General features: G+C 72.4%; 19 protein-coding genes. 10 read left to right on the forward strand and 9 right to left on the reverse strand.

All coding sequences use genetic code 11. The features are described from left to right. The first annotated feature begins 17 nt into the window (after positions 1-17). From ABEA82_RS19105 to ABEA82_RS19115, 3 genes are read left to right on the forward strand one after another with little or no spacing between them, the layout of a single operon-like run. Positions 18-515 carry a DUF2771 domain-containing protein gene (locus ABEA82_RS19105; RefSeq protein ID WP_345662757.1) on the forward strand — a complete coding sequence of 166 codons (498 nt, stop codon included), beginning with the start codon at positions 18-20 and terminating at the stop codon, positions 513-515. Further along, positions 485-1,318, forward strand: coding sequence for a futalosine hydrolase (locus ABEA82_RS19110; protein WP_345662939.1), 834 nt, complete (start codon positions 485-487; stop codon positions 1,316-1,318). The genes ABEA82_RS19105 and ABEA82_RS19110 overlap by 31 nt, the downstream gene beginning before the upstream one ends. Then, complete coding sequence (locus ABEA82_RS19115; RefSeq protein ID WP_345662758.1) at positions 1,308-2,156, forward strand: 1,4-dihydroxy-6-naphtoate synthase; 849 nt, start codon at positions 1,308-1,310, stop codon at positions 2,154-2,156. The genes ABEA82_RS19110 and ABEA82_RS19115 overlap by 11 nt, the downstream gene beginning before the upstream one ends. Before the next feature lie 17 nt (positions 2,157-2,173). On the opposite strand, the gene ABEA82_RS19120 is transcribed toward ABEA82_RS19115, so the two are convergent. Then, entirely contained in the window at positions 2,174-2,557 is a 384-nt protein-coding gene (locus tag ABEA82_RS19120; protein WP_003991106.1) for a cold-shock protein, read from the reverse strand. A gap of 163 nt (positions 2,558-2,720) precedes the next feature. Between ABEA82_RS19120 and ABEA82_RS19125 the strand changes: the two genes are divergently transcribed. Then, positions 2,721-2,969 (forward strand): hypothetical protein, encoded by a 249-nt coding sequence (locus ABEA82_RS19125; protein WP_039932946.1) that lies wholly within the window; start codon positions 2,721-2,723, stop codon positions 2,967-2,969. On the opposite strand, the gene ABEA82_RS19130 is transcribed toward ABEA82_RS19125, so the two are convergent. Both ABEA82_RS19130 and ABEA82_RS19135 read right to left on the reverse strand, forming a co-directional pair. After that, a complete protein-coding gene (locus tag ABEA82_RS19130) occupies positions 2,948-3,562 on the reverse strand; it encodes an HAD family hydrolase (RefSeq protein ID WP_345662759.1) in 615 nt (204 codons plus the stop codon). The genes ABEA82_RS19125 and ABEA82_RS19130 overlap by 22 nt on opposite strands. A gap of 232 nt (positions 3,563-3,794) precedes the next feature. Then, positions 3,795-4,835 (reverse strand): hypothetical protein, encoded by a 1,041-nt coding sequence (locus tag ABEA82_RS19135; RefSeq protein ID WP_345662760.1) that lies wholly within the window; start codon positions 4,833-4,835, stop codon positions 3,795-3,797. 201 nt (positions 4,836-5,036) lie between these two features. On the opposite strand from ABEA82_RS19135, the gene ABEA82_RS19140 reads away from it, so the two are divergent. From ABEA82_RS19140 to ABEA82_RS19150, 3 genes are all read left to right on the forward strand, one after another. Next, positions 5,037-7,574 (forward strand): helicase-associated domain-containing protein, encoded by a 2,538-nt coding sequence (locus ABEA82_RS19140; RefSeq protein ID WP_345662761.1) that lies wholly within the window; start codon positions 5,037-5,039, stop codon positions 7,572-7,574. 175 nt (positions 7,575-7,749) lie between these two features. Continuing rightward, a complete protein-coding gene (locus tag ABEA82_RS19145) occupies positions 7,750-7,881 on the forward strand; it encodes a hypothetical protein (RefSeq protein WP_345662762.1) in 132 nt (43 codons plus the stop codon). Positions 7,882-8,010: 129 nt separating this feature from the next. Next, the gene (locus ABEA82_RS19150) at positions 8,011-8,202 is read left to right on the forward strand and encodes a hypothetical protein (protein ID WP_345662763.1); all 192 of its coding nucleotides are present in this window, start codon (positions 8,011-8,013) and stop codon (positions 8,200-8,202) included. On the opposite strand, the gene istB is transcribed toward ABEA82_RS19150, so the two are convergent. Further along, entirely contained in the window at positions 8,180-9,445 is a 1,266-nt protein-coding gene (gene istB / locus ABEA82_RS19155) for an IS21-like element helper ATPase IstB (protein ID WP_345662764.1), read from the reverse strand. The genes ABEA82_RS19150 and istB overlap by 23 nt on opposite strands. Before the next feature lie 199 nt (positions 9,446-9,644). On the opposite strand from istB, the gene ABEA82_RS19160 reads away from it, so the two are divergent. After that, the gene (locus tag ABEA82_RS19160; RefSeq protein WP_345662765.1) at positions 9,645-11,288 is read left to right on the forward strand and encodes a DNA repair helicase XPB; all 1,644 of its coding nucleotides are present in this window, start codon (positions 9,645-9,647) and stop codon (positions 11,286-11,288) included. Between the two features lie 19 nt (positions 11,289-11,307). Here ABEA82_RS19160 and ABEA82_RS19165 read toward each other — a convergent pair whose 3' ends face one another. Beyond that, positions 11,308-11,496, reverse strand: coding sequence for a hypothetical protein (locus ABEA82_RS19165; protein ID WP_345662766.1), 189 nt, complete (start codon positions 11,494-11,496; stop codon positions 11,308-11,310). 285 nt (positions 11,497-11,781) lie between these two features. On the opposite strand from ABEA82_RS19165, the gene ABEA82_RS19170 reads away from it, so the two are divergent. Then, the gene (locus ABEA82_RS19170; protein ID WP_345662767.1) at positions 11,782-13,827 is read left to right on the forward strand and encodes a HelD family protein; all 2,046 of its coding nucleotides are present in this window, start codon (positions 11,782-11,784) and stop codon (positions 13,825-13,827) included. A gap of 4 nt (positions 13,828-13,831) precedes the next feature. Here the strand turns inward: ABEA82_RS19170 and ABEA82_RS19175 are convergent, their stop codons facing one another. The 4 genes from ABEA82_RS19175 to ABEA82_RS19190 all read right to left on the reverse strand — a co-directional run bounded on the left by ABEA82_RS19175 (position 13,832) and on the right by ABEA82_RS19190 (position 17,734). Next, a complete protein-coding gene (locus ABEA82_RS19175) occupies positions 13,832-14,572 on the reverse strand; it encodes an SDR family NAD(P)-dependent oxidoreductase (RefSeq protein ID WP_345662768.1) in 741 nt (246 codons plus the stop codon). Between the two features lie 27 nt (positions 14,573-14,599). Beyond that, on the reverse strand, positions 14,600-16,156 hold the full coding sequence (locus ABEA82_RS19180) for an AfsR/SARP family transcriptional regulator (protein WP_345662769.1): 1,557 nt from the start codon (positions 16,154-16,156) through the stop codon (positions 14,600-14,602). A gap of 95 nt (positions 16,157-16,251) precedes the next feature. Next, entirely contained in the window at positions 16,252-16,950 is a 699-nt protein-coding gene (locus ABEA82_RS19185; RefSeq protein ID WP_345662770.1) for a copper homeostasis protein CutC, read from the reverse strand. Positions 16,951-17,053: 103 nt separating this feature from the next. After that, a complete protein-coding gene (locus tag ABEA82_RS19190) occupies positions 17,054-17,734 on the reverse strand; it encodes a maleylpyruvate isomerase family mycothiol-dependent enzyme (protein ID WP_345662771.1) in 681 nt (226 codons plus the stop codon). A 45-nt stretch (positions 17,735-17,779) separates the two neighbouring features. Here ABEA82_RS19190 and ABEA82_RS19195 point away from each other — a divergent pair, with 45 nt between their 5' ends. Then, positions 17,780-18,442: an HD domain-containing protein gene (locus tag ABEA82_RS19195; protein ID WP_345662772.1), complete on the forward strand. Its 663-nt coding sequence runs from the start codon at positions 17,780-17,782 to the stop codon at positions 18,440-18,442. Positions 18,443-18,475: the final 33 nt, after the last annotated feature.

Below are 18,475 nucleotides of genomic sequence, written 5' to 3' on the forward strand. Positions count from 1 at the left end.
CCCGATAGCCTTCGCCCATGACCAGGTTGCCCCGCGGCGAAGCCGCTGATGGATTCCGTGCTGAGCGACGCCGCCGCGCCGTCGCCGCCGCCGGCGTCGTATCCGCCGGACTGCTCGTCCTGTCCGCCTGTGACCAGCCGACCCCGATCGCCACGGTCACCGTGGGTCAGGACTCGGTGAACTCAGAGGCCACCTGTGGCGGCGAGGGCGACACCCTGAAGCCATCCGACCTCACGCAGTGCCTGAAGGACAAGGGCATCAAGACCATCTCGGTCGACCCGGACGAGACCGTGCGCTTCGGCGTCGACCCGGAGATCGCCGACAAGGGCTGGACGATCCTGATGAACGGTCAGCCGCTGACCGACTCCAGCACGAAGACGTACCGCACGATTCCGGGCAGCGTGTTCTTCAACGCGCAGTACGGGGCCCAGGGCAACTCGACGCTGGTGTCCATCAAGGAGGGCGAGAAGGACACCTCCGGGCTCTGGAACTTCAAGCTCAAGAAGGACGCCTGATCGCTGCCGCTGGGGTTGGTCGGGTGCTTGTCGCCACCGCTGTTCCTGTGGAGAGGGATGCGGTGGGGGAGGTTCTTGGCGGGTTGTCGCCGGGGCCCGATGAGGGGGTACTCGGCGTCGCGGGCCGTGCCCACCCTCCCCCAAGCTCTCGGCTTCGCTCGCGCAGGGGGGACCCCCATCGTCCCAGCGGAACGACTGCCCACGGCGGGAACAGGGTCGACGTGATCGTCGCGGGGGTCGGGCCCGGGCTTGCTGGTGCCTGCACCGCCTCTGCTCTCACCGCTGCCGCCCTCGAAGGGGCCCCCTACGGCCTCGTCGTCTCCGCCGGGATCGGTGGGGGGTTTCTGCCCGAGGCGCCCGTCGGGTCGCTCGTGGTCGCCGATGAGATCGTCGCGGCCGATCTGGGGGCCGAGACCGAGGACGGGTTTCTGTCGGTCACCGAGCTCGGGTTCGGGACGGTCAGGCATCAGCCGCCCGGGGACCTCGTTCGGCTGGTCGCCGACGCGGCCGGAGCCCGTGCCGGTGCCGTGCTCACCGTGTCGACCGTGACCGGGACCGCGGCCCGTGCCGCCGCGCTCCGCGAGCGGCACCCCACCGCGCTCGCCGAGGCGATGGAGGGGTTCGGGGTCGCCGAGGCCGCCGTCGCGCACGGGGTGCCCGTGCTGGAGGTCCGGGCGATCTCCAATCCCGTCGGCCCCCGGGATCGTGCCGCCTGGCGCATCGGGGACGCCCTGGCCGCTTTGACCCAGGGTTTCGGGAAGCTCGTGCCCGTACTGGAGAGTTGGAACAGGCATGACGGTTGAGCAGCTGCAGATCGCGTACTCCCCCTGCCCGAACGACACCTTCGTCTTCGACGCCCTGGCTCACGGCCGCGTCCCCGGTGCCCCCGCGCTGGACGTGACCTTCGCCGACATCGACGTCACCAACGGCATGGCCGAGCGCGGCGAGTTCGACGTGCTGAAGGTGTCCTACGCCGTGCTGCCGTACGTCCTCGACGACTACGCGCTGCTGCCCTGCGGAGGTGCGCTGGGGCGGGGCTGCGGGCCGCTGGTGCTGACACGGGAGGCGGACGTCGACCTGGCCGGCCGGACCGTCGCCGTGCCCAGCGAGAGGTCCACCGCCTACCTGCTGTTCCGGTTGTGGGCCGCGGACACCCTGGAGGGCGGGGTCGGCGAGATCGTCGTCATGCCGTTCCACGAGATCATGCCGGCCGTGCGGGACGGGAAGGTCGACGCGGGGCTCGTCATCCACGAGGCGCGCTTCACGTACCGGAACTACGGGCTGCACAAGCTCGCCGACATGGGCGAGCACTGGGAGGACACCACCGGGCTGCCCATCCCGCTGGGCGCGATCATCGCCAAGCGGTCGCTGGGCGAGCAGAAGCTGCGGCTGCTGGCCGACTCGATCCGGACGTCCGTGCGGGCCGCCTGGGACGACCCCGAGGTGTCCCGCCCGTACGTCATGGAACACGCCCAGGAGATGGACCCGGCCGTCGCCGACCAGCACATCGGGCTGTACGTCAACGAGTTCACCGCCGACCTCGGCGAGGACGGCTACGCCGCCGTACGCGGGCTGCTGACCCGCGCGGCGGCCGAGGGGCTGGTACCGCCCCTCGGCCCGAACGGGCTGCGTTTCCCGTAGGAGGCTCTCCGGCGTCCTCAGACGTCCAGCTGGTCGGCGACCGCGCGCAGCAAGCCGGCGATCTTCTTGCCGGCGGTCTTCTCGGGGTAGCGGCCCCGCTCCAGCATCGGCGTGATGTTCTCCAGGAGCGTCGTCAGATCCTGGACGATGGAGGCCAGCTCGTCCGGCTTCTTGCGGGTCGCGGCGGCCACGGACGGGGTCGGGTCCAGGATCGCCAGGGACAGCGCCTGGTCGCCGCGCTGTCCGGCGACGACACCGAACTCCACCCGCTGGCCCGGCTTGAGCGTCTCGACTCCGGCGGGGAGGACCGAGGAATGGACGAAGACGTCACCGCCGTCGTCGCGGGAGAGAAAGCCGAAGCCCTTCTCGCTGTTGAACCACTTGACCTTGCCGGTAGGCACGTCTGTCCTCGTCCTCGTACTCGTCGGAAAACTGCTTCTGAAACGGCTCTTGATAGCACTCGGGCGGGTCGTACGGACCCGCCGGTACCAAGGCTAATGCTCTTGCAGCCGGTGACAAGACGTCACCCGGTTGTTCCTTCGCGCTGGGAACTACCCTGGTCGGGTGCGTGACAAAACCCAAACGAATTCCGCCGCTCCCGGTGACCGTCTGGTCCGTGCCGGAGCCGTCGTGTTCTTCATCGGTGCCGTGGCCACACTGGTCACGGTCGCCCCGCTGTTCCTCGGAACGACGCCCTTTCCGACGTACATGTTCGGATTGAGCATGCTCATGGCAGTCGGATTCCTGATGGCCGGCGCGGGAGTACTGCGTTCCGTGGCAGCCGGCCGGCGTCAGGCGCGTGCGGGACGGTAGTCCGAAAACCAGCCGGGAAATTCGGTCAGGTCCGTGAGAACGACGTCCGCGCCCGCCGCGCGCAGTTCCTCGGGCGGGCAGGGGCCGGTCGCCACGGCGACCGACAGCGCGCCGGCCGTCCGGGCGCCGCGTACGTCTCCGACGTGGTCGCCGACGTAGACGCCCGCGTCGTGCTCGCGCAGCGCCTCCGCCTTCTGCTCGGCCCACAGGTCACCGATGACCGCGTCGGGTTCGATGCCGAGGTGCGCCAGGTGCAGTTTGGCGTTCGGCTCGTACTTGGCCGTGACGACGATCGCCCGTCCGCCGGTCTCCCGTACGGCCGCTATGGCCTCCCGGGCGCCGGGCAGTGCCGGGGTCTCGGCGATGGCGATGGACGGGTACATCTCCCGGTACACGTCGGCCACCGTCGCGACCTCCTCCTCCGGGAACCAGTTGATCAGCTCCTCGGCCAGCGGCGGCCCGAGCCGCGTGACCGCCAGATCGGCGTCGATGTAGGTCCCCGTCCGCTCGGACAGTGCCTGGTAGCAAGCACGGATGCCGGGGCGGGAGTCGATGAGCGTCATGTCGAGGTCGAAGCCGACGGTAATAGCCATACGCGCATTGTGCCCGTCACCCAACTGCGGCCAGTCGTGCCGCTTGGCACGGCCCGGATGGGCGCACGGCACCCCACACCTACCCAGCTGCGGGCAGTCGTGCCGCTGGGGCGATGGGGGTCCCCCCTGCTCGAGCGAAGCCGAGAGCTTGGGGGAGGGTGGGCGCAGCGGCACCCCGCATCGCCGGGCTGCGAAACCCCCCGCCCTCAGCAACAACGCCCCGGGGCGAGCATCACCGCTGCCGCTGAGACCGCCACACCAGGAACAACGCCGAGGCCACCGCAGCCCCCCGCACCACCCACGGCCACGTCTCCGCCACCGCAGCGTTCACATGCCCCTCGGCCACCGGCGCACCCCAACGGCCGTTCATCCTCCCCCAGAGCCAGACCAGCCCCCCGCCCACGGCAAGGCTCGGCAGAATCACCACCGCCCACTTCGTCTCCGCCTGGGTCAGACGCCGAGAGGCGTACGCGATGAGCCAGCCGAGAATCAGGACGAACCAGTTGCCGAGAACGGCACCCGCGACGAGGAGACCCGCGGCGATCAGCAGGAGCGGGTTGCTCCACCCCCCGCCCGGGAGACGCGGCAACCGCCGCCGGGCTCCGGCCCTCTCCGCCACCTCGACCGCCTCAGCGGCCTCAGCCGCCTCAACCACAGGGACGGTGTCCTTCTCAGCCGCCTTCCCCGCCTCGCCCTCCACCTTCCGCTGCTGCGGCGGCTTCAGCAGGTCCGGCAGCTCCACACCCCCCACGAACCCCGGCACCTCGTCGCCCACACCGAACGGGCTGCTGTCCACCCGCCACCAGTCCGGCTGGACCACGCTGTCCCCGAGTTCGCTCGCGGCGGCCAGGTGCGGCGGGGCCGTGCCCTCGGAGGCGGCGGGGCGCGGTTCCCCGGCGGACCGCTCCGCGCGGGGACGCGGCACGACGCGCCGCAGCACCCCCTTCGGACGCTCCCCGCGCTCCTCCACCGCCGCACGCGGCTCCCGGTCGCGCTGCACGGGAACGGCGGCGGGCGCACTCTCCGGCGCGGTGCCGGTGCCGGTACGGCCCGCGGCCGCCGTCACGACGTCGTCGGGGCTGCCGATGCGGGACAGGATGCGGCGGACGGCGGCGGGCGAGTCGACGGTGGCCTTCGCGCGGCGCTTGTCGATCTCGTCGCGCAGGTCCGCGACCAGGCGCATGCGGGTGGCCGACGACAACTGCCGCTGCTGGGCCACGTCGCCGACGCGGCTCAGATACTCGTAAACGACCTGGTCGCTCTCAATCCCCACGAAGTCCCCTCCGGGGCGTGTGCGTTGGCTGACGCCGTCGGACGACGGTACCGCGAGTGCGCGCGGGTGGCACAAAAGCCCCGACACCGACCCGGCACCCGTCGCCCGGCGCTCGGCGGGCGCCACCCGGCACCCGGCACCCGCCCCCCGGCCACGCTCGGTCCGCTCACCCGCCGGAGGCGACCCGCTAACGTGGACCGGATGAGCACCGAGGACAGGCCCCCGGCCCCCCGTTCCCTCGCGGAAGCGCTCCGCGGGCGGGACGACGTGTCGCTGGGCAGGCTCCTGCGCAGCCGGCCGGATCTCATCACGCCCGTGCCGACCGACCTCACGCAGCTCGCGACCCGGGCCGGCACCAGGGCCTCGGTCGTGCGGGCCCTGGAGCGGCTGGACCGGTTCGCGCTCCAGACGGCGGAGGCGCTGGCCGTGGCGGCGGACCCGGCGACCTACGACGAGCTGCTCGGACTCATGGCCGGGGACGACGCCGACCCGGCCGTCGTCGCGGCCCTGCCGCACGCCCTGGACACCCTGCGCGAGCAGGCCCTGGTCTGGGGCGACGACGACCGGCTGCGGCTGGTGCGCACGGCCCGCGAACTGCTGGCCCCCTCGCCTCAGCACCCGTCGCCGACAGGGCTCGGCCCGACGGTCCAGGAGGCCACCGCCGGGATGTCCCCGGGGCGGATCCAGGAGATCGTCGTGGCCGCCGGGCTGCCCTCGACCCACGACTCGGTCTCCGCGGTGACCGCCCTCACCGGCCTGTTCACCCACCGGAGGCGGATGGCCGCGCTGCTCGCCGGGGCCCCGGCCGACTCCCTGGAGGTGCTGGAGCGCCTGGTGTGGGGGCCGCCGTACGGCCAGGTCACGCCCGACCCGGCGCCTCGGCTGCGCTGGCTGCTGGACCGGGGGCTGCTGCTGCCGACGGCGCCCGGGACGGTCGTGCTGCCGCGTGAGGTCGCCCTGCATCTGCGGCGCGGGCTCGCGCACCGGACGCCCGAGCCGGTGCCGCCGGTGGTCGAGGCCGCCGCCGTTCATCGTCCACAGGTTGTGGACAGCACCGCGGCCGGGCAGGCGTACACCGCGCTCGCGACCGTCGAGGAGCTGCTGAAGGACTGGGACGAGGGCGGCCCGGCGGTGCTGCGGGCCGGCGGGCTGAGCGTGCGGGACCTGAAGCGGACCGCCGTCGCCCTGGACACCTCGGAGCCGGTCGCCGCGTTCTGGGTGGAACTGGCGTACGCGGCGGGCCTGATCGCCTCGGACGGGGAGGCCGACGAGCGGTACGCCGCGACCCCGGAGTACGACGAGTGGCGGGAGCTGCCCGCCGCCGAGCGCTGGTCGCGGCTGGCCACGGCGTGGCTCGCGGCGACCCGGACGGCCGGTCTGGTGGGCGGACGGGACGCGAAGGACCGTACGTTGTCGGCGCTCGGGCAGGGCCTGGACCGTTCGGCGGCGCCCGAGGTACGGCACCGGGTGCTGGGGCTGCTGGCCGGGCTGCCCGAGGGCGCCGCGCCGGACGCCGGGTCGGTGCTCGCCCGGCTGCGCTGGGAGCGACCGCTGCGCGGCGACCGGCGCGAGGACGACCTGCGCGGCCGGCTCGCCGAGTGGACGCTGTCCGAGGCGGAGCTGCTGGGTGTCACCGGCCGGGGCGCGCTGTCGGCGCACGGCCGGGCCCTGCTGGGCGCCCCGGCGGCGCCGTCCGGCCCCGGGGAGGAACCCTCCGGTCCCGGCGACAAGCTCCCCGTGCACCACCACCGGCCCGCCCCGCCGCGCGCCCGGCTCTCCCCGGCCGAACAGGCCGTCGCCTCCGCCGCCGCGGTCCGGCTCCTGACGCCCCTGCTGCCCGAACCGCTGGATCACGTGCTGCTCCAGGCCGATCTGACGGCGGTCGCGCCCGGCCCGCTGGAGAAGCACCTCGCCGACATGCTCGGGGTGCTCGCGGACGTGGAGTCCAAGGGCGGGGCGACCGTCTACCGGTTCACGCCCGGCTCGGTGCGGCGCGCCCTCGACGCCGGGCAGGCCGCCTCCGACCTGCACGCCTTCCTCGCCGCGCACTCCCGTACGCCGGTGCCGCAGCCGCTCGCCTACCTGATCGACGACGTGGCCCGCAGGCACGGACAGCTGCGGGTGGGCGCGGCCTCGGCGTACGTGCGCTGCGACGACGACGCCGTGCTCAGCGAGATCCTCGCCGACAAGCGGGCCGCGGCGCTGGGGCTGCGCCGGCTCGCCCCGACCGTGCTGGCCGCGCAGGCCGACCCCGCGGGGCTGCTGGAGGGGCTGCGCGCGATGGGGTTCGCTCCGGCCGCCGAGTCCGCCGAGGGCGATGTGCTGATCACCCGTGCCCTCGCCCACCGCACCCCGCCCCGCACCGCGCCCGAGCCGGTCCCGGACGGCCCGCCGGTCCCCGACGACACCCTCCTCGCGGCGGCGCTGCGCGCCATCCGGGCCGGTGACCTGGCCTCCACCACCCCGCGCAAGCCCGGCACGGCGCCCTCGGCCGACGGTGAGCTGCCCCGCACCGGTTCCGCCGAGACCCTCGCCACCATGCAGGCCGCCGTCCTGACCGGCGAGGCCCTGTGGATCGGCTACGTCAACGCCGAGGGCACCGCCAGCCAGCGGGTCATCGCCCCGATCCGCGTCGAGGGCGGCTTCGTCACGGCGTACGACCACACGGCGGACGAGGTCCGTACGTATCCGCTGCACCGGATCACGGGGGTCGCGGAGCTCGCCGACGACGTTGGCTGACGGCCGCCCCACCGGCCGGGCGTGTCTCACCCGTTCGGGTGTACGCCGGTCTTCATGCACGCCACGCCGGGGAGTTCCCTCCCTTGGGCGACCTTGCCGGGCGGGTCGCATCGCGCCGGGTGCCCGGGGGCAGCCACCGGGTGTCCTGTGAGCGCTGCCGAAAGGAAGTCCCAGCATGCGTGCTGCCCGTCGAGTCGCCGCCGTCCTGGCCACCGCCGCCCTGATGATGTTCGGCGGGCTCGCCACTCCGGCCGCGGCGGCCGGCATCGATGTCGCCGGTCTCGTCATCGAGACGCCGCAGATCTGACGCCGCGGATCTGAGCCGTCTCCGCGCACCCGTCGGGGCCGGTCCCCGCGTTCCGGGCCGGCCCGCGGTACGGCGTCCCCCACCGCTCCGTACGTGAAAGGGTCTTACGTGAAAGGGCCTGTCGTCCTCATGCGTGCAAAGCTCCCCGCCGTCGCTCTCCTCGCCGTCGCCGTCGTGGCCGTGTTCGCGCCGTCCGCCGCCGCGGCCCCGCCCGGGCTTCCGTTGCCCCTGCCGGGTGCCGGCCCCGAGTCCCTGGTCACGGAGGGTGTCTCCGTCGAGGGCCCGCTGATCAACAACGTCACTCTGCCCATGCCGAAGTAGTACGGCGTGTCCGGTAGCTGTCGCCGTCGAGCCGGACGAGTTCGGCGTGGTGGGCGAGGCGGTCCGTGAGCGCCGGGGCGGAGGCGCCGAAGACCTCGTCCCAGCGGCCGAGCGGACGGTCGCTGGTGACGATCAGCGAGGCCCGCTCGTAGCGGTGCGCGACCAGCTGGAAGAACAGGGCGGCGGTCGCCGCGTCGAAGGGCGTGTAGCCGACCTCGTCGACGATCAGCAGGGGGTGCGCGTCGAGGGCGGCCAGTTCCTCGTCGAGCCGGCCCGCGGCCCGGGCGCCGGACAGCCGGGCGGCCCACTCGGCCGCCGTCGCGAACAGCACCCGGTGCCCGGCCTGGCAGGCCCGCAGGCCCAGGGCGACGGCCAGGTGGGTCTTGCCGGTGCCGGGCGGGCCGACGAACACCACGTTGCGCCGGGCGGTGACGAAGTCCGCCTTGCCGAGCCGGGCCACGGTCTCGTGGTCGAAGCGCCGGGGGTGGTTCTGGTCGAAGTCCTCCAGCAACTTGCGCGCCGGGAAGCCGGCCGCGCGGATCCGGGCCTCGGCATCCGCGTCCCGCGCGAGTGGGTCCCGCGCGAGTGGTGGGGCCGCGACTGGCTCGGCCCGGCGCGGGGCGGGCAGCGCGACGGCCGGGGCCTCGGGCTGGTGCTCCTCGGGGGCGTGGCCGGTCCGGGAGGCGTCACCGGGAGAGCGGCCGGCTGCCGAACGGTCGGCATGTCCGCGATCGCTCTGCGCGGCCATCGGGCCCGACATGTACGCGAGGATCGCCGCCGAGACGATGAACGCCATGTGGATCACCGTCCCCCACAGCAGTGCGTGGTGGGAGGTGTGGTGGACGTCCACGAACATCTGGAGCAGGTGGACCGAGGAGATCCCGACGATCGCCGTGGCGAGCTTGACCTTCAGCACGTTGGAGTTGACGTGCGAGAGCCATTCGGGCTGGTCGCGGTGGCCCTGGAGGCCGATGCGCGAGACGAAGGTCTCGTAGCCGCCGACGATCACCATGATCAGCAGGTTGGCGATCATGACGACGTCGACCAGCTTGAGCACGGCGAGCATCACGTACGTCTCGGTGGCGTGCCCGCTCACGCACATCAGGATTAAGGTCCACAGCTCCTTGAAGAACTTGTAGACGTAGACGCCCTGGGCGGCCACCAGCCCGAAGTACAGCGGGGCCTGGAGCCAGCGGGTGGCGAACAGGGCGTATCCGAGCGTGGTCGTCGGCGTGTTCTGCACGGTTCGCCATTCTTCGTGGCCGCCGTCGAAAAACTGAATTCACACCACACGTTGGGATGAAAAGGCATTCAGTAGGACTGGAGCCGGTCCCTCGGCCGTGCACATCACACCACCCGAGGCGGACGATCAGGCACACTGGACGTTTGGCCGAGTCGTTCGAACCGTCCGAGCCGTCCGGCCACGGGAAAGGGTGCCGCGCGTGAATGGTCCGCTGATCGTCCAGTCCGACAAGACCCTGCTGCTGGAAGTCGACCACGAGCAGGCCGACGACTGCCGCCGGGCCATCGCCCCGTTCGCGGAACTGGAGCGGGCGCCGGAGCACATCCACACCTACCGGGTGACCCCGCTCGGCCTGTGGAACGCCCGCGCGGCGGGCCATGACGCCGAGCAGGTCGTGGACGCGCTGGTGCAGTACAGCCGCTACCCGGTGCCGCACGCGCTGCTCGTCGACATCGCCGAGACGATGGACCGCTACGGGCGGCTCACCCTGTCCAAGCACCCGGCGCACGGCCTGGTCCTGACCACCACGGACCGTCCGGTGCTGGAGGAGGTCCTGCGCTCGAAGCGGGTCGCCCCGCTGGTCGGCACCCGGATCGACCCCGACACGGTCGCCGTGCACCCCTCCGAGCGCGGGCAGATCAAGCAGACCCTGCTGAAGCTGGGCTGGCCGGCCGAGGACCTCGCCGGGTACGTCGACGGCGAAGCTCACCCGATCGAGCTGGCCGAGGACGGCTGGGCGCTCAGGCCGTACCAGAAGCAGGCCGTGGAGAACTTCTGGCACGGCGGTTCGGGCGTGGTCGTCCTGCCCTGTGGTGCGGGCAAGACGCTGGTCGGCGCCGGGTCGATGGCGCAGGCCAAGTCCACGACGCTGATCCTCGTCACCAACACCGTCTCCGCCCGGCAGTGGAAGCACGAGCTGGTGAGGCGGACGTCGCTCACCGAGGACGAGATCGGCGAGTACAGCGGGACGCGCAAGGAGATCCGGCCCGTCACGATCGCCACGTACCAGGTGCTGACGACGAAGCGGAAGGGCGTCTATCCGCACCTGGAGCTGTTCGACTCGCGGGACTGGGGGCTGATCGTCTACGACGAGGTGCACCTGCTGCCCGCGCCGGTCTTCAAGTTCACCGCCGACCTCCAGGCCCGTCGGCGTCTCGGCCTCACGGCCACCCTGGTCCGCGAGGACGGCCGCGAGTCGGACGTGTTCTCCCTGATCGGCCCCAAGCGGTTCGACGCGCCCTGGAAGGAGATCGAGGCGCAGGGCTACATCGCGCCCGCCGACTGTGTGGAGGTCCGGGTCAGCCTGACGGACGCCGAGCGGCTCGCGTACGCCACGGCCGAGACGGAGGAGAAGTACCGCTTCTGCGCGACGACCGACACCAAGCGGAAGGTCACCGAGGCGATCGTGCGCCGCTTCGCCGGGCAGCAGATCCTCGTCATCGGGCAGTACATCGACCAGCTCGACGAGCTGGGTGAGCACCTGGGCGCGCCCGTGATCAAGGGCGAGACGTCGAACGCGCAGCGGGAGAAGCTGTTCGACGCCTTCCGGGAGGGCGAGATCAGCGTGCTCGTGGTGTCCAAGGTCGCGAACTTCTCGATCGACCTGCCGGAGGCGACGGTCGCGATCCAGGTCTCCGGGACGTTCGGCTCCCGCCAGGAGGAGGCCCAGCGTCTCGGCCGGGTGCTCCGCCCGAAGTCGGACGGCCACCAGGCCCACTTCTACTCCGTGGTCGCCCGGGACACCATCGACCAGGACTTCGCCGCCCACCGGCAGCGCTTCCTGGCGGAGCAGGGGTACGCGTACCGGATCGTGGACGCGGACGAACTGCTGGCCGAGAGCTGAGAACGGCGGGTCCGCCGGCTCACTTGCGGCGGACCACGCCCACTTCCTCTCCGTACTGACCGAGGATGATCACGTCGAAGGCGGCGCCCGCGAAGACCTTGACGGCACGCAGGGCATCGCCGAGGCGGTGGCGGTGGCTGCCCGTCACTGCGGTGGCACCGGGCGGGCGGCCCGGGCCCGGGGCGGGGGAGACGGTTGCTGCGCTCATGTCTCCATGGTGCGTTTCCTCCCGTAAAGCCCGCGTCGGTCTCGGGACCGAACCTGCCCGCTCCGCCCGTACGCCTGCGGACCGACCCCAGCCCCTCAGGGAGAAGGCCCTCGCCCCCTAGGGGATGAGGGACGGGGGCCGGGAAAAAACCGTTGGCGGTCGTCTCCCCCGCCCGTCTAGGATCTCCGCTCTTGCCCGCCTCCCCGAGGGAGTGCCGCCGACCGGACGGAAACCGGCCGGCATCTCACCGCCATCTGTTCAGCAGGTCCTTTCGGAGGCACCCCCTTGTCCACGCCCGTCGACGACCCCCTCTCCCGCGAGCGCTCCCACCTCGCCGCCTCGCGTTCCGCCCTGCGTGCCATGCGCGAGGACGTCGAGGCCCTCGACATCAGCGACGTCACCGCGAACTGGGTCAACGCCGAGGTGCTGGCTCACCAGATCGAGGAACGCGTCAAGGCCCTGGCCGACCTCAGCGACACGCCGCTGTTCTTCGGCCGGCTGGACTATCTGCACGCGCCCGCGAGAGAAGAGGCGGAAGGGGCGGAAGGGGAACGCTTCTACATCGGGCGGCGGCATGTGCACGACGCCGACGGCGACCCCATGGTGATCGACTGGCGCGCACCCGTCTCGCAGCCGTTCTACCGCGCGTCCAAGAAGGACCCCATGGACGTCGCGCTGCGCCGCCGCTTCGGCTACACGGGCGGCGACCTCACGGCGTACGAGGACGAGCACCTGTCGGACCCGGCCGAGGCGGCGAAGACCAGCAGACTCCTCCAGCAGGAGATCGAGCGGCCGCGCGTCGGCCCGATGCGGGACATCGTCGCGACGATCCAGCCCGAGCAGGACGAGATCGTGCGCTCCGGCCTGTCCGGCACGGTGTGTGTGCAGGGCGGCCCGGGCACCGGGAAGACCGCCGTCGGCCTGCACCGGGTCGCCTTCCTCCTCTACGCCCACCGCGAGCGGCTGGCCCGCACCGGCACCCTCGTCATCGGACCGAACCGTTCCTTCCTGCACTACATCGAGCAGGTGCTGCCCGCCCTCGGCGAGCTGACCGTGCAGCAGGCCACCGTGGAAGACCTCGTGGCCCATGTGGAGATCAAGGGCACGGACGACGCGACGGCCGCCGTCGTCAAGGGCGACGCCCGGATGGCGCGGGTGCTGCGCAGGGCCCTCTACTCGCACGTCACGATGCCCACCGAGCCGGTCGTGGTGGTGCGCGGCTCGCGCCGCTGGCGCGTCCCGGCGTACGAACTGGAGGACATCGTCCGCCAGTTGCTGGACCGCGACATCCGTTACGGTGCCGCCCGCGAGGCCCTGCCGCAGCGCGTCGCGCACGCCGTGCTGGTGCAGATGGAACGCTCGGGGGAGGCACCGGACGACCGGGTGCAGGACGCGGTGGCCCGCAATACCGCGGTCAAGGCGGCGGTCAAAGCGGTCTGGCCGGCCGTCGACCCGGCGAAGCTGGTGCTGCGGCTGCTGTCGGACGCGGACTTCCTCGCCGAACACGCGGAGGGGATCCTCGACGAGGAGGAGCAGAAGGCGGTCCTGTGGGCGAAACCCGCGCGCAGCGTCAAGTCCGCCCAGTGGTCCGCCGCCGACGCCGTCCTCGTCGACGAGGCCACCGACCTGATCCAGCGCACGCACTCCCTCGGGCACGTCGTCCTCGACGAGGCGCAGGACCTTTCCCCCATGCAGTACCGGGCGGTCGGCCGCCGGTGCACCACCGGCAGCGCGACGGTCCTCGGCGACCTGGCGCAGGGCACCACGCCCTGGGCGACCCGCGACTGGCAGGAGGCCCTGGCCCACCTGGGCAAGCGGGACGCGGTGATCGAGGAGCTGACGGCCGGTTTCCGCGTCCCGACGGACGTCATCGCCTACGCCTCCCGGCTGCTGCCGCACATCGCCCCCGGTCTCACCCCGGTCGTGTCGATCCGCGAGAACCCGGGCCACTTCGAGGTCCGGAACGTCACCGCTACCGCCGATGTGGTCGGCGCCTGCCGCGAGTCGCTGCGGCACGAGGGCTCGACAGGCCTGATCGCGGCGGACGCCCGGGTCCCGGAACTGGCCCGCGCCCTGACGGAGGCCGGGATCCCGTACCTCGGCCCGGGCGAGGAGACCACGCGGGAAACCCGTCTGACCCTGGTCCCGGCGTCCCTCGCCAAGGGGCTGGAGTACGACTACGTGGTCCTGGACGAGCCGCGGGCCGTGGTCGACGGCGAGCCCGACGAGCGGACGGGGCTGCGGCGGCTGTACGTGGCGCTGACGCGAGCGGTGTCGGGTCTGATCGTCACGCACGCGGCGGGGCTGCCGCCGCAGCTGGCATCGCCCTGACCGCTCAGGTCGCGACGAGGCCGCCGTCGGCGTTGAGCACCGCGCCGGTGATGTAGCTGGCCTTGTCGGAGGCCAGGAACACCACGGCCTCGGCGATCTCCTCGGGCTCGCCGGCGCGGGTGAGCGGCGTGCTCCGGCTGAACTCGTCGAACATCTCGCCCACCGTGTCGACGGCCATGTCGGTGCGGATCGGGCCGGGCGCCACGGAGTTGACGCGGACGCCCGCCGCGCCGAACTCGACGGCCCACGACCGGGTCAGCGCGTCCATCGCGGCCTTGGAGGCGTTGTAGACGGAGCCGACCGGGGTGCCGATCTGCCCGGCGACCGACGACACGTTGACGATCGCGCCCTTGTTCCTGGCCACCATGGCCGGCACGAGCGCGGCCGTCAGGAAGTAGGTCGCACGGACGTTGATGTCGAACACCTGCGCGTAGCTGTCGAGCGACTGCTCGGGGGTCGTCGAGAACGGGAAGACGCCCGCGTTGTTCACGAGCACGTCCACCTCGCCGACCTCCTCGGCGAGCCTACGGACGTCGTCGATGTCGGCGACGTCCGCGACGACGAAGTGGCCCGTCCCGCCCGCCTGCTCGATCAGCTCGACGGTCTCCTTGCCGAGTTCGGCCCTGCGCCCGGTCACATAGACGGTGGCACCCGCCTCCGCGAGCTTGACCGCGATCGCGCGGCCGATGCCCGACGTGGCGCCGGTGACGAGTGCCTTCTTGTCCTGGAGTTCCTTGGTTGCCATGTCCGCCAATCTGGCCGTGCCAGATCGTCAGAGCATAATTTCCGTATATACGGCCTGGTCAGGTCGTGGGGAAGCCACCGTGTGCAGCCGCAGCCCGAAGTAGAAGCGCACGAACCGCGGCAGCCGGTAGCGGCCGAGTACGAGCGGCTCGATCAGGTGCACGCCCGCCAGTGACTCCAGCACCATCTCGATCTCACCGGGGTGGGCCCCGGACATCCGCGCCGCCTCGTGACTGTCGATCACCTCGGCGTCCTGGCGCGCGAAGCACGAGAGCATGTGCCGTTCCGGAGCGCTCAGTTGCTTCTCGGCCTCGATCAACGGGGCCAGCATCGCGGTGCAGTCGGGCGGGACCACGTCGGCGAGGCTGCTGTCCCGCTCCATCTGAAGCAGAACCATCCCGATCGTCCAGTGCGGACGCGAGGCGAGCCTGCCGCCCATCACCCTGATCGGGTGCGGCAGTCGCGAAAGGCGTTCCAGCAGTACCTCGGCCTGCTCGGGTTCCGCGTCCGCGCGTACCGGGCCGAGGATCTTGGCGAAGAACTCCCGCGCCTCCCGCTGGGTCAGCCCGGCGACCTCCAGCCAGGTCACCCCCGGCAGCTCGTTCAACCGGCGGACGCTCGTGAGGATCATCGCCGAGCCGGGCGTGGCGAGATCGCGGACGCTCGCCGCGTCCTGCACGTCGTCGACCACGACCAGGAACCGTTTGCCGCGCGCCTTCTCCCGCCACAGTGCGGCCTTGTCGCCGACGGGGTTCTCCACACCGACCGCGCGCAACAGCTCGCCCGCGACGTCCCTGCCCCTGACGAAGATCTGCCCGTCCGGGAAGCGGCGCTTGACGAGGTGGCCGATCCGGGTGGCCAGCGCGGTCTTGCCGCTGCCCCGCATACCGGTGATGCCCACGGTGCCCGGCAGCGTCCGCAGAGCCTGCGCGATCTCCTCGGCGCGGCCGGTGAAGTCGGGCAGATCCGGCAGCAGTTGCTCCGGCCTGCGCGGCAGGGTGAGGTCGCCGCCGAGGATCCGCGCGTGGACCTCGCGCAGCTCCGGCCCCGGTTCGAGGCCGAGTTCCTCGTTGAGGAGTGCGCGCACCCGGTGGTAGTGGTCGAGTGCCTCGCCCTGTCTGCCCTCCAGGTAGAGCGCGCGCATCAGGAGGGCGCGCGGTCGTTCCCTGAGCGGGAAGGCGGCGACGTGCTGCTGTAGCTCCAGCACGTCGAGCTCGCGTTCCAGGCAGTCCTCCCGCGCCTTGAGCCGGTGGTCGCCGAGCCGCACCCGTTGGGCGTCGAAGTAGGCGCTGCGCAGGCCCTCCAGGGGCTCGCCGCGGCAGTCGTCGACGATCTCCGCGCGGACCGTGTACCCGCCGTCCCTGGACTTCAGGTTCAGCTCCGGCAGCGTCTTGCGGATCTTGTACACGTACGTCCGCAACGCCATCACCGCGCTCGGCGTCGGGTCGTCCCAGACCATGCCGATCAACTGGTCGTTGCTCAGCCGGATGCCGTTGTTCAGCAGCAGCGCCGCCAGCACCGCCCGCTGCTGGCGCGGCCCCAGTCCGATCTCCTCGTCGTCGCGCCAGGCTCGTACCGGACCCATGAGTGAGAAGCGCAGGCTCATACAGCAGCACAACGCACGGGCGCATTCCCTGCTTCCCCGTATGACGCGGATGCGTTCGGCCGACGGGGTCGGGGTCACGCGGGGGTGGCGTCCAGGGCGGTCCGCCACCGGGCGACGGCTTCCGCCGACACCGGCGCCTCCCAGCCCTCCGGCCGGGCCGCACCGCCGATGTGGAAGCCGTCGACCCCGGCCGCCAGCAGCGCCGGCACGTGGTCGAGCCGGAGCCCGCCGCCCACCAGCAGGTGCTGCTCGTACCCCGGCTCCCCGCGGCGGGCCGCCTCCGCGAGCAGCACGGGGAGCCCGTCGTCGACCCCGTCGGCCGACCCGGCGGTGAGATACGTGTCCAGCCCGGGTATCCCGTCCAGCTGTTTGCGCAGGGCGTCGCGGTCGGCGGCCCGGTCGATCGCCCGGTGGAACGTCCAGGGGCAGCCGTCCAGGGCCCCGGCGAGCCGCTCCACCGCCGCCAGGTCCACCCCGCCGTCCGGGTCCAGGAACCCGAGCACGAACTCCCCGGCCCCGGCCTCCCGCAGCTCGGCGGCCACCCGGACCAGCCGGTCGACGTCCCCGGCCGCGAAGCCGTCGGCGAGCCGCAGCATCACCCGCAGCGAGAGGTCGACGGCCCGGCGGATCCCGGCGACGGTGGCGGCCGGCGGGGTGAGCCCGTCGGCCGCCATGTCGGTGACCAGCTCCAGCCGGTCCGCGCCTCCGGCCTGGGCGGCGACCGCGTCCTCGACGTCGAGGGCGATCACCTCCAGGACTGCACGCTTGCTCATGGGGCCCCTTCGTCGGCATGGAGTCGGCGTTCGGCGACAGGTCTAGTCCAATCAAAGACTACGCTGCCCAGTCGCGCCGCCTCCCACGCCCCGGTGAGGTGCCTCAGCCGAAGATGTTCAGCTCCTTCGCCTCCACCCCGGCCAGCTCGAAGCCCGGCGCCCCGTCGAGCGGCCGCCCGGTGTAGAGCCGCACCAGGGTCGGACCGTCCCCGATGAAGCGGCCCGGGGGCCGCTCGCCGCCGCTCTCCCCCAGCCGCAGGGGTTCGTCCTGGTCGTCGAGGTCGGCGTGCAGCGGCACGTGCCCCCGCTCGCGGGTGATCCGGGCGAGCAGCGCGAGCGCGTCCGGGAGTCCGGCCCCGCCGTACGCACCGGGCTCCCCGAAGGCCTCGCGCACGTCCCCGGCGTGCACCCACTCCCCCAGCGCGAGGCCGTCCAGTTTCCCGTCCGCCCGGGCGATCACGGGGCCCACCTCGAACAGACCGCGCTCCAGCTCGTCCACGATCCGCGCGTTGGTCCAGTCGTCGCGTTCGGCGATGTCCCGGTCGTTCGTGGCGGGTGAGAACACCCCCTCCTCGAACCGTTTCTCCACCACCCGGGTGAGCGCGGCCGAGCAGTGCGCCAGCACCGCCCGCACCGACCAGCCCGGACACGCGGCCACGGGCAGCGCGAAGTCCTCGTCGGCCCGGCTCCGCAGCAGCGGGATCAGCGCGTCACGCTCGATCGTGAGCAGCCGCCCGGGCTGCTCGGGGTCCCGTACGTCAGGCACATCAGCAGGAGTCGTCATGCCCCCACGCTAGGTGCCGTCCGGGGCCGGCGGGAGAATGACCCCATGGCCGACATCGACGCCCTCCGCGCCCGCTTCGCCCGCACCCTGGAAGCGGCCAGGGGCCCGGCCGCCGGTCCGGACCCGGTGCCCTACGCCGACAATCTGCTGGCCCGCTGGCAGGAGCCGCAGCGCCGCTACCACACGGTCGAGCACCTCACGGCGGTCCTCGACCGCGTCGACGTACTGGAGAAGTACGCGACGGACCCGGACGTGGTCCGGCTGGCCGCCTGGTTCCACGACGCGGTCTACCTCCCCGACCGCTCGGAGAACGAGGAACGCTCGGCCCGGCTCGCGGAACGCGCCCTCGCGGAAGCCGGGGTGCCCGACGCGAAGACCGCCGAGGTGGCCCGGCTGGTCCGGCTCACCGTCGGCCACGACCCGGCCGACGACGACCCCGACGGCCAGGTCCTGTGCGACGCCGACCTGGCGATCCTCGCCTCGCCCCCGTCGGTGTACGCCGCCTACACCACCGCCGTCCGCGAGGAGTACCACTTCGTCCCGAGTGACGCCTTCCGCACGGGCCGAGCCGCGATCCTGCGCCGACTGCTCGACCTGCCGAGGCTGTTCAGGACCCCGTACGGAGCGGCGGAGTGGGAGGCGACGGCCCGCTACAACCTGGCCGCCGAGCTGGAAATGCTGTCGCCCGGACCCCACGACCCCTCGTAGCCTGCCCAGCATGTGGACAACGGGTGCGGAACA

The sequence above is a fragment of the Streptomyces venetus genome (assembly GCF_039540295.1).
GTDB classification, from domain to species: Bacteria; Actinomycetota; Actinomycetes; order Streptomycetales; family Streptomycetaceae; genus Streptomyces; species Streptomyces venetus.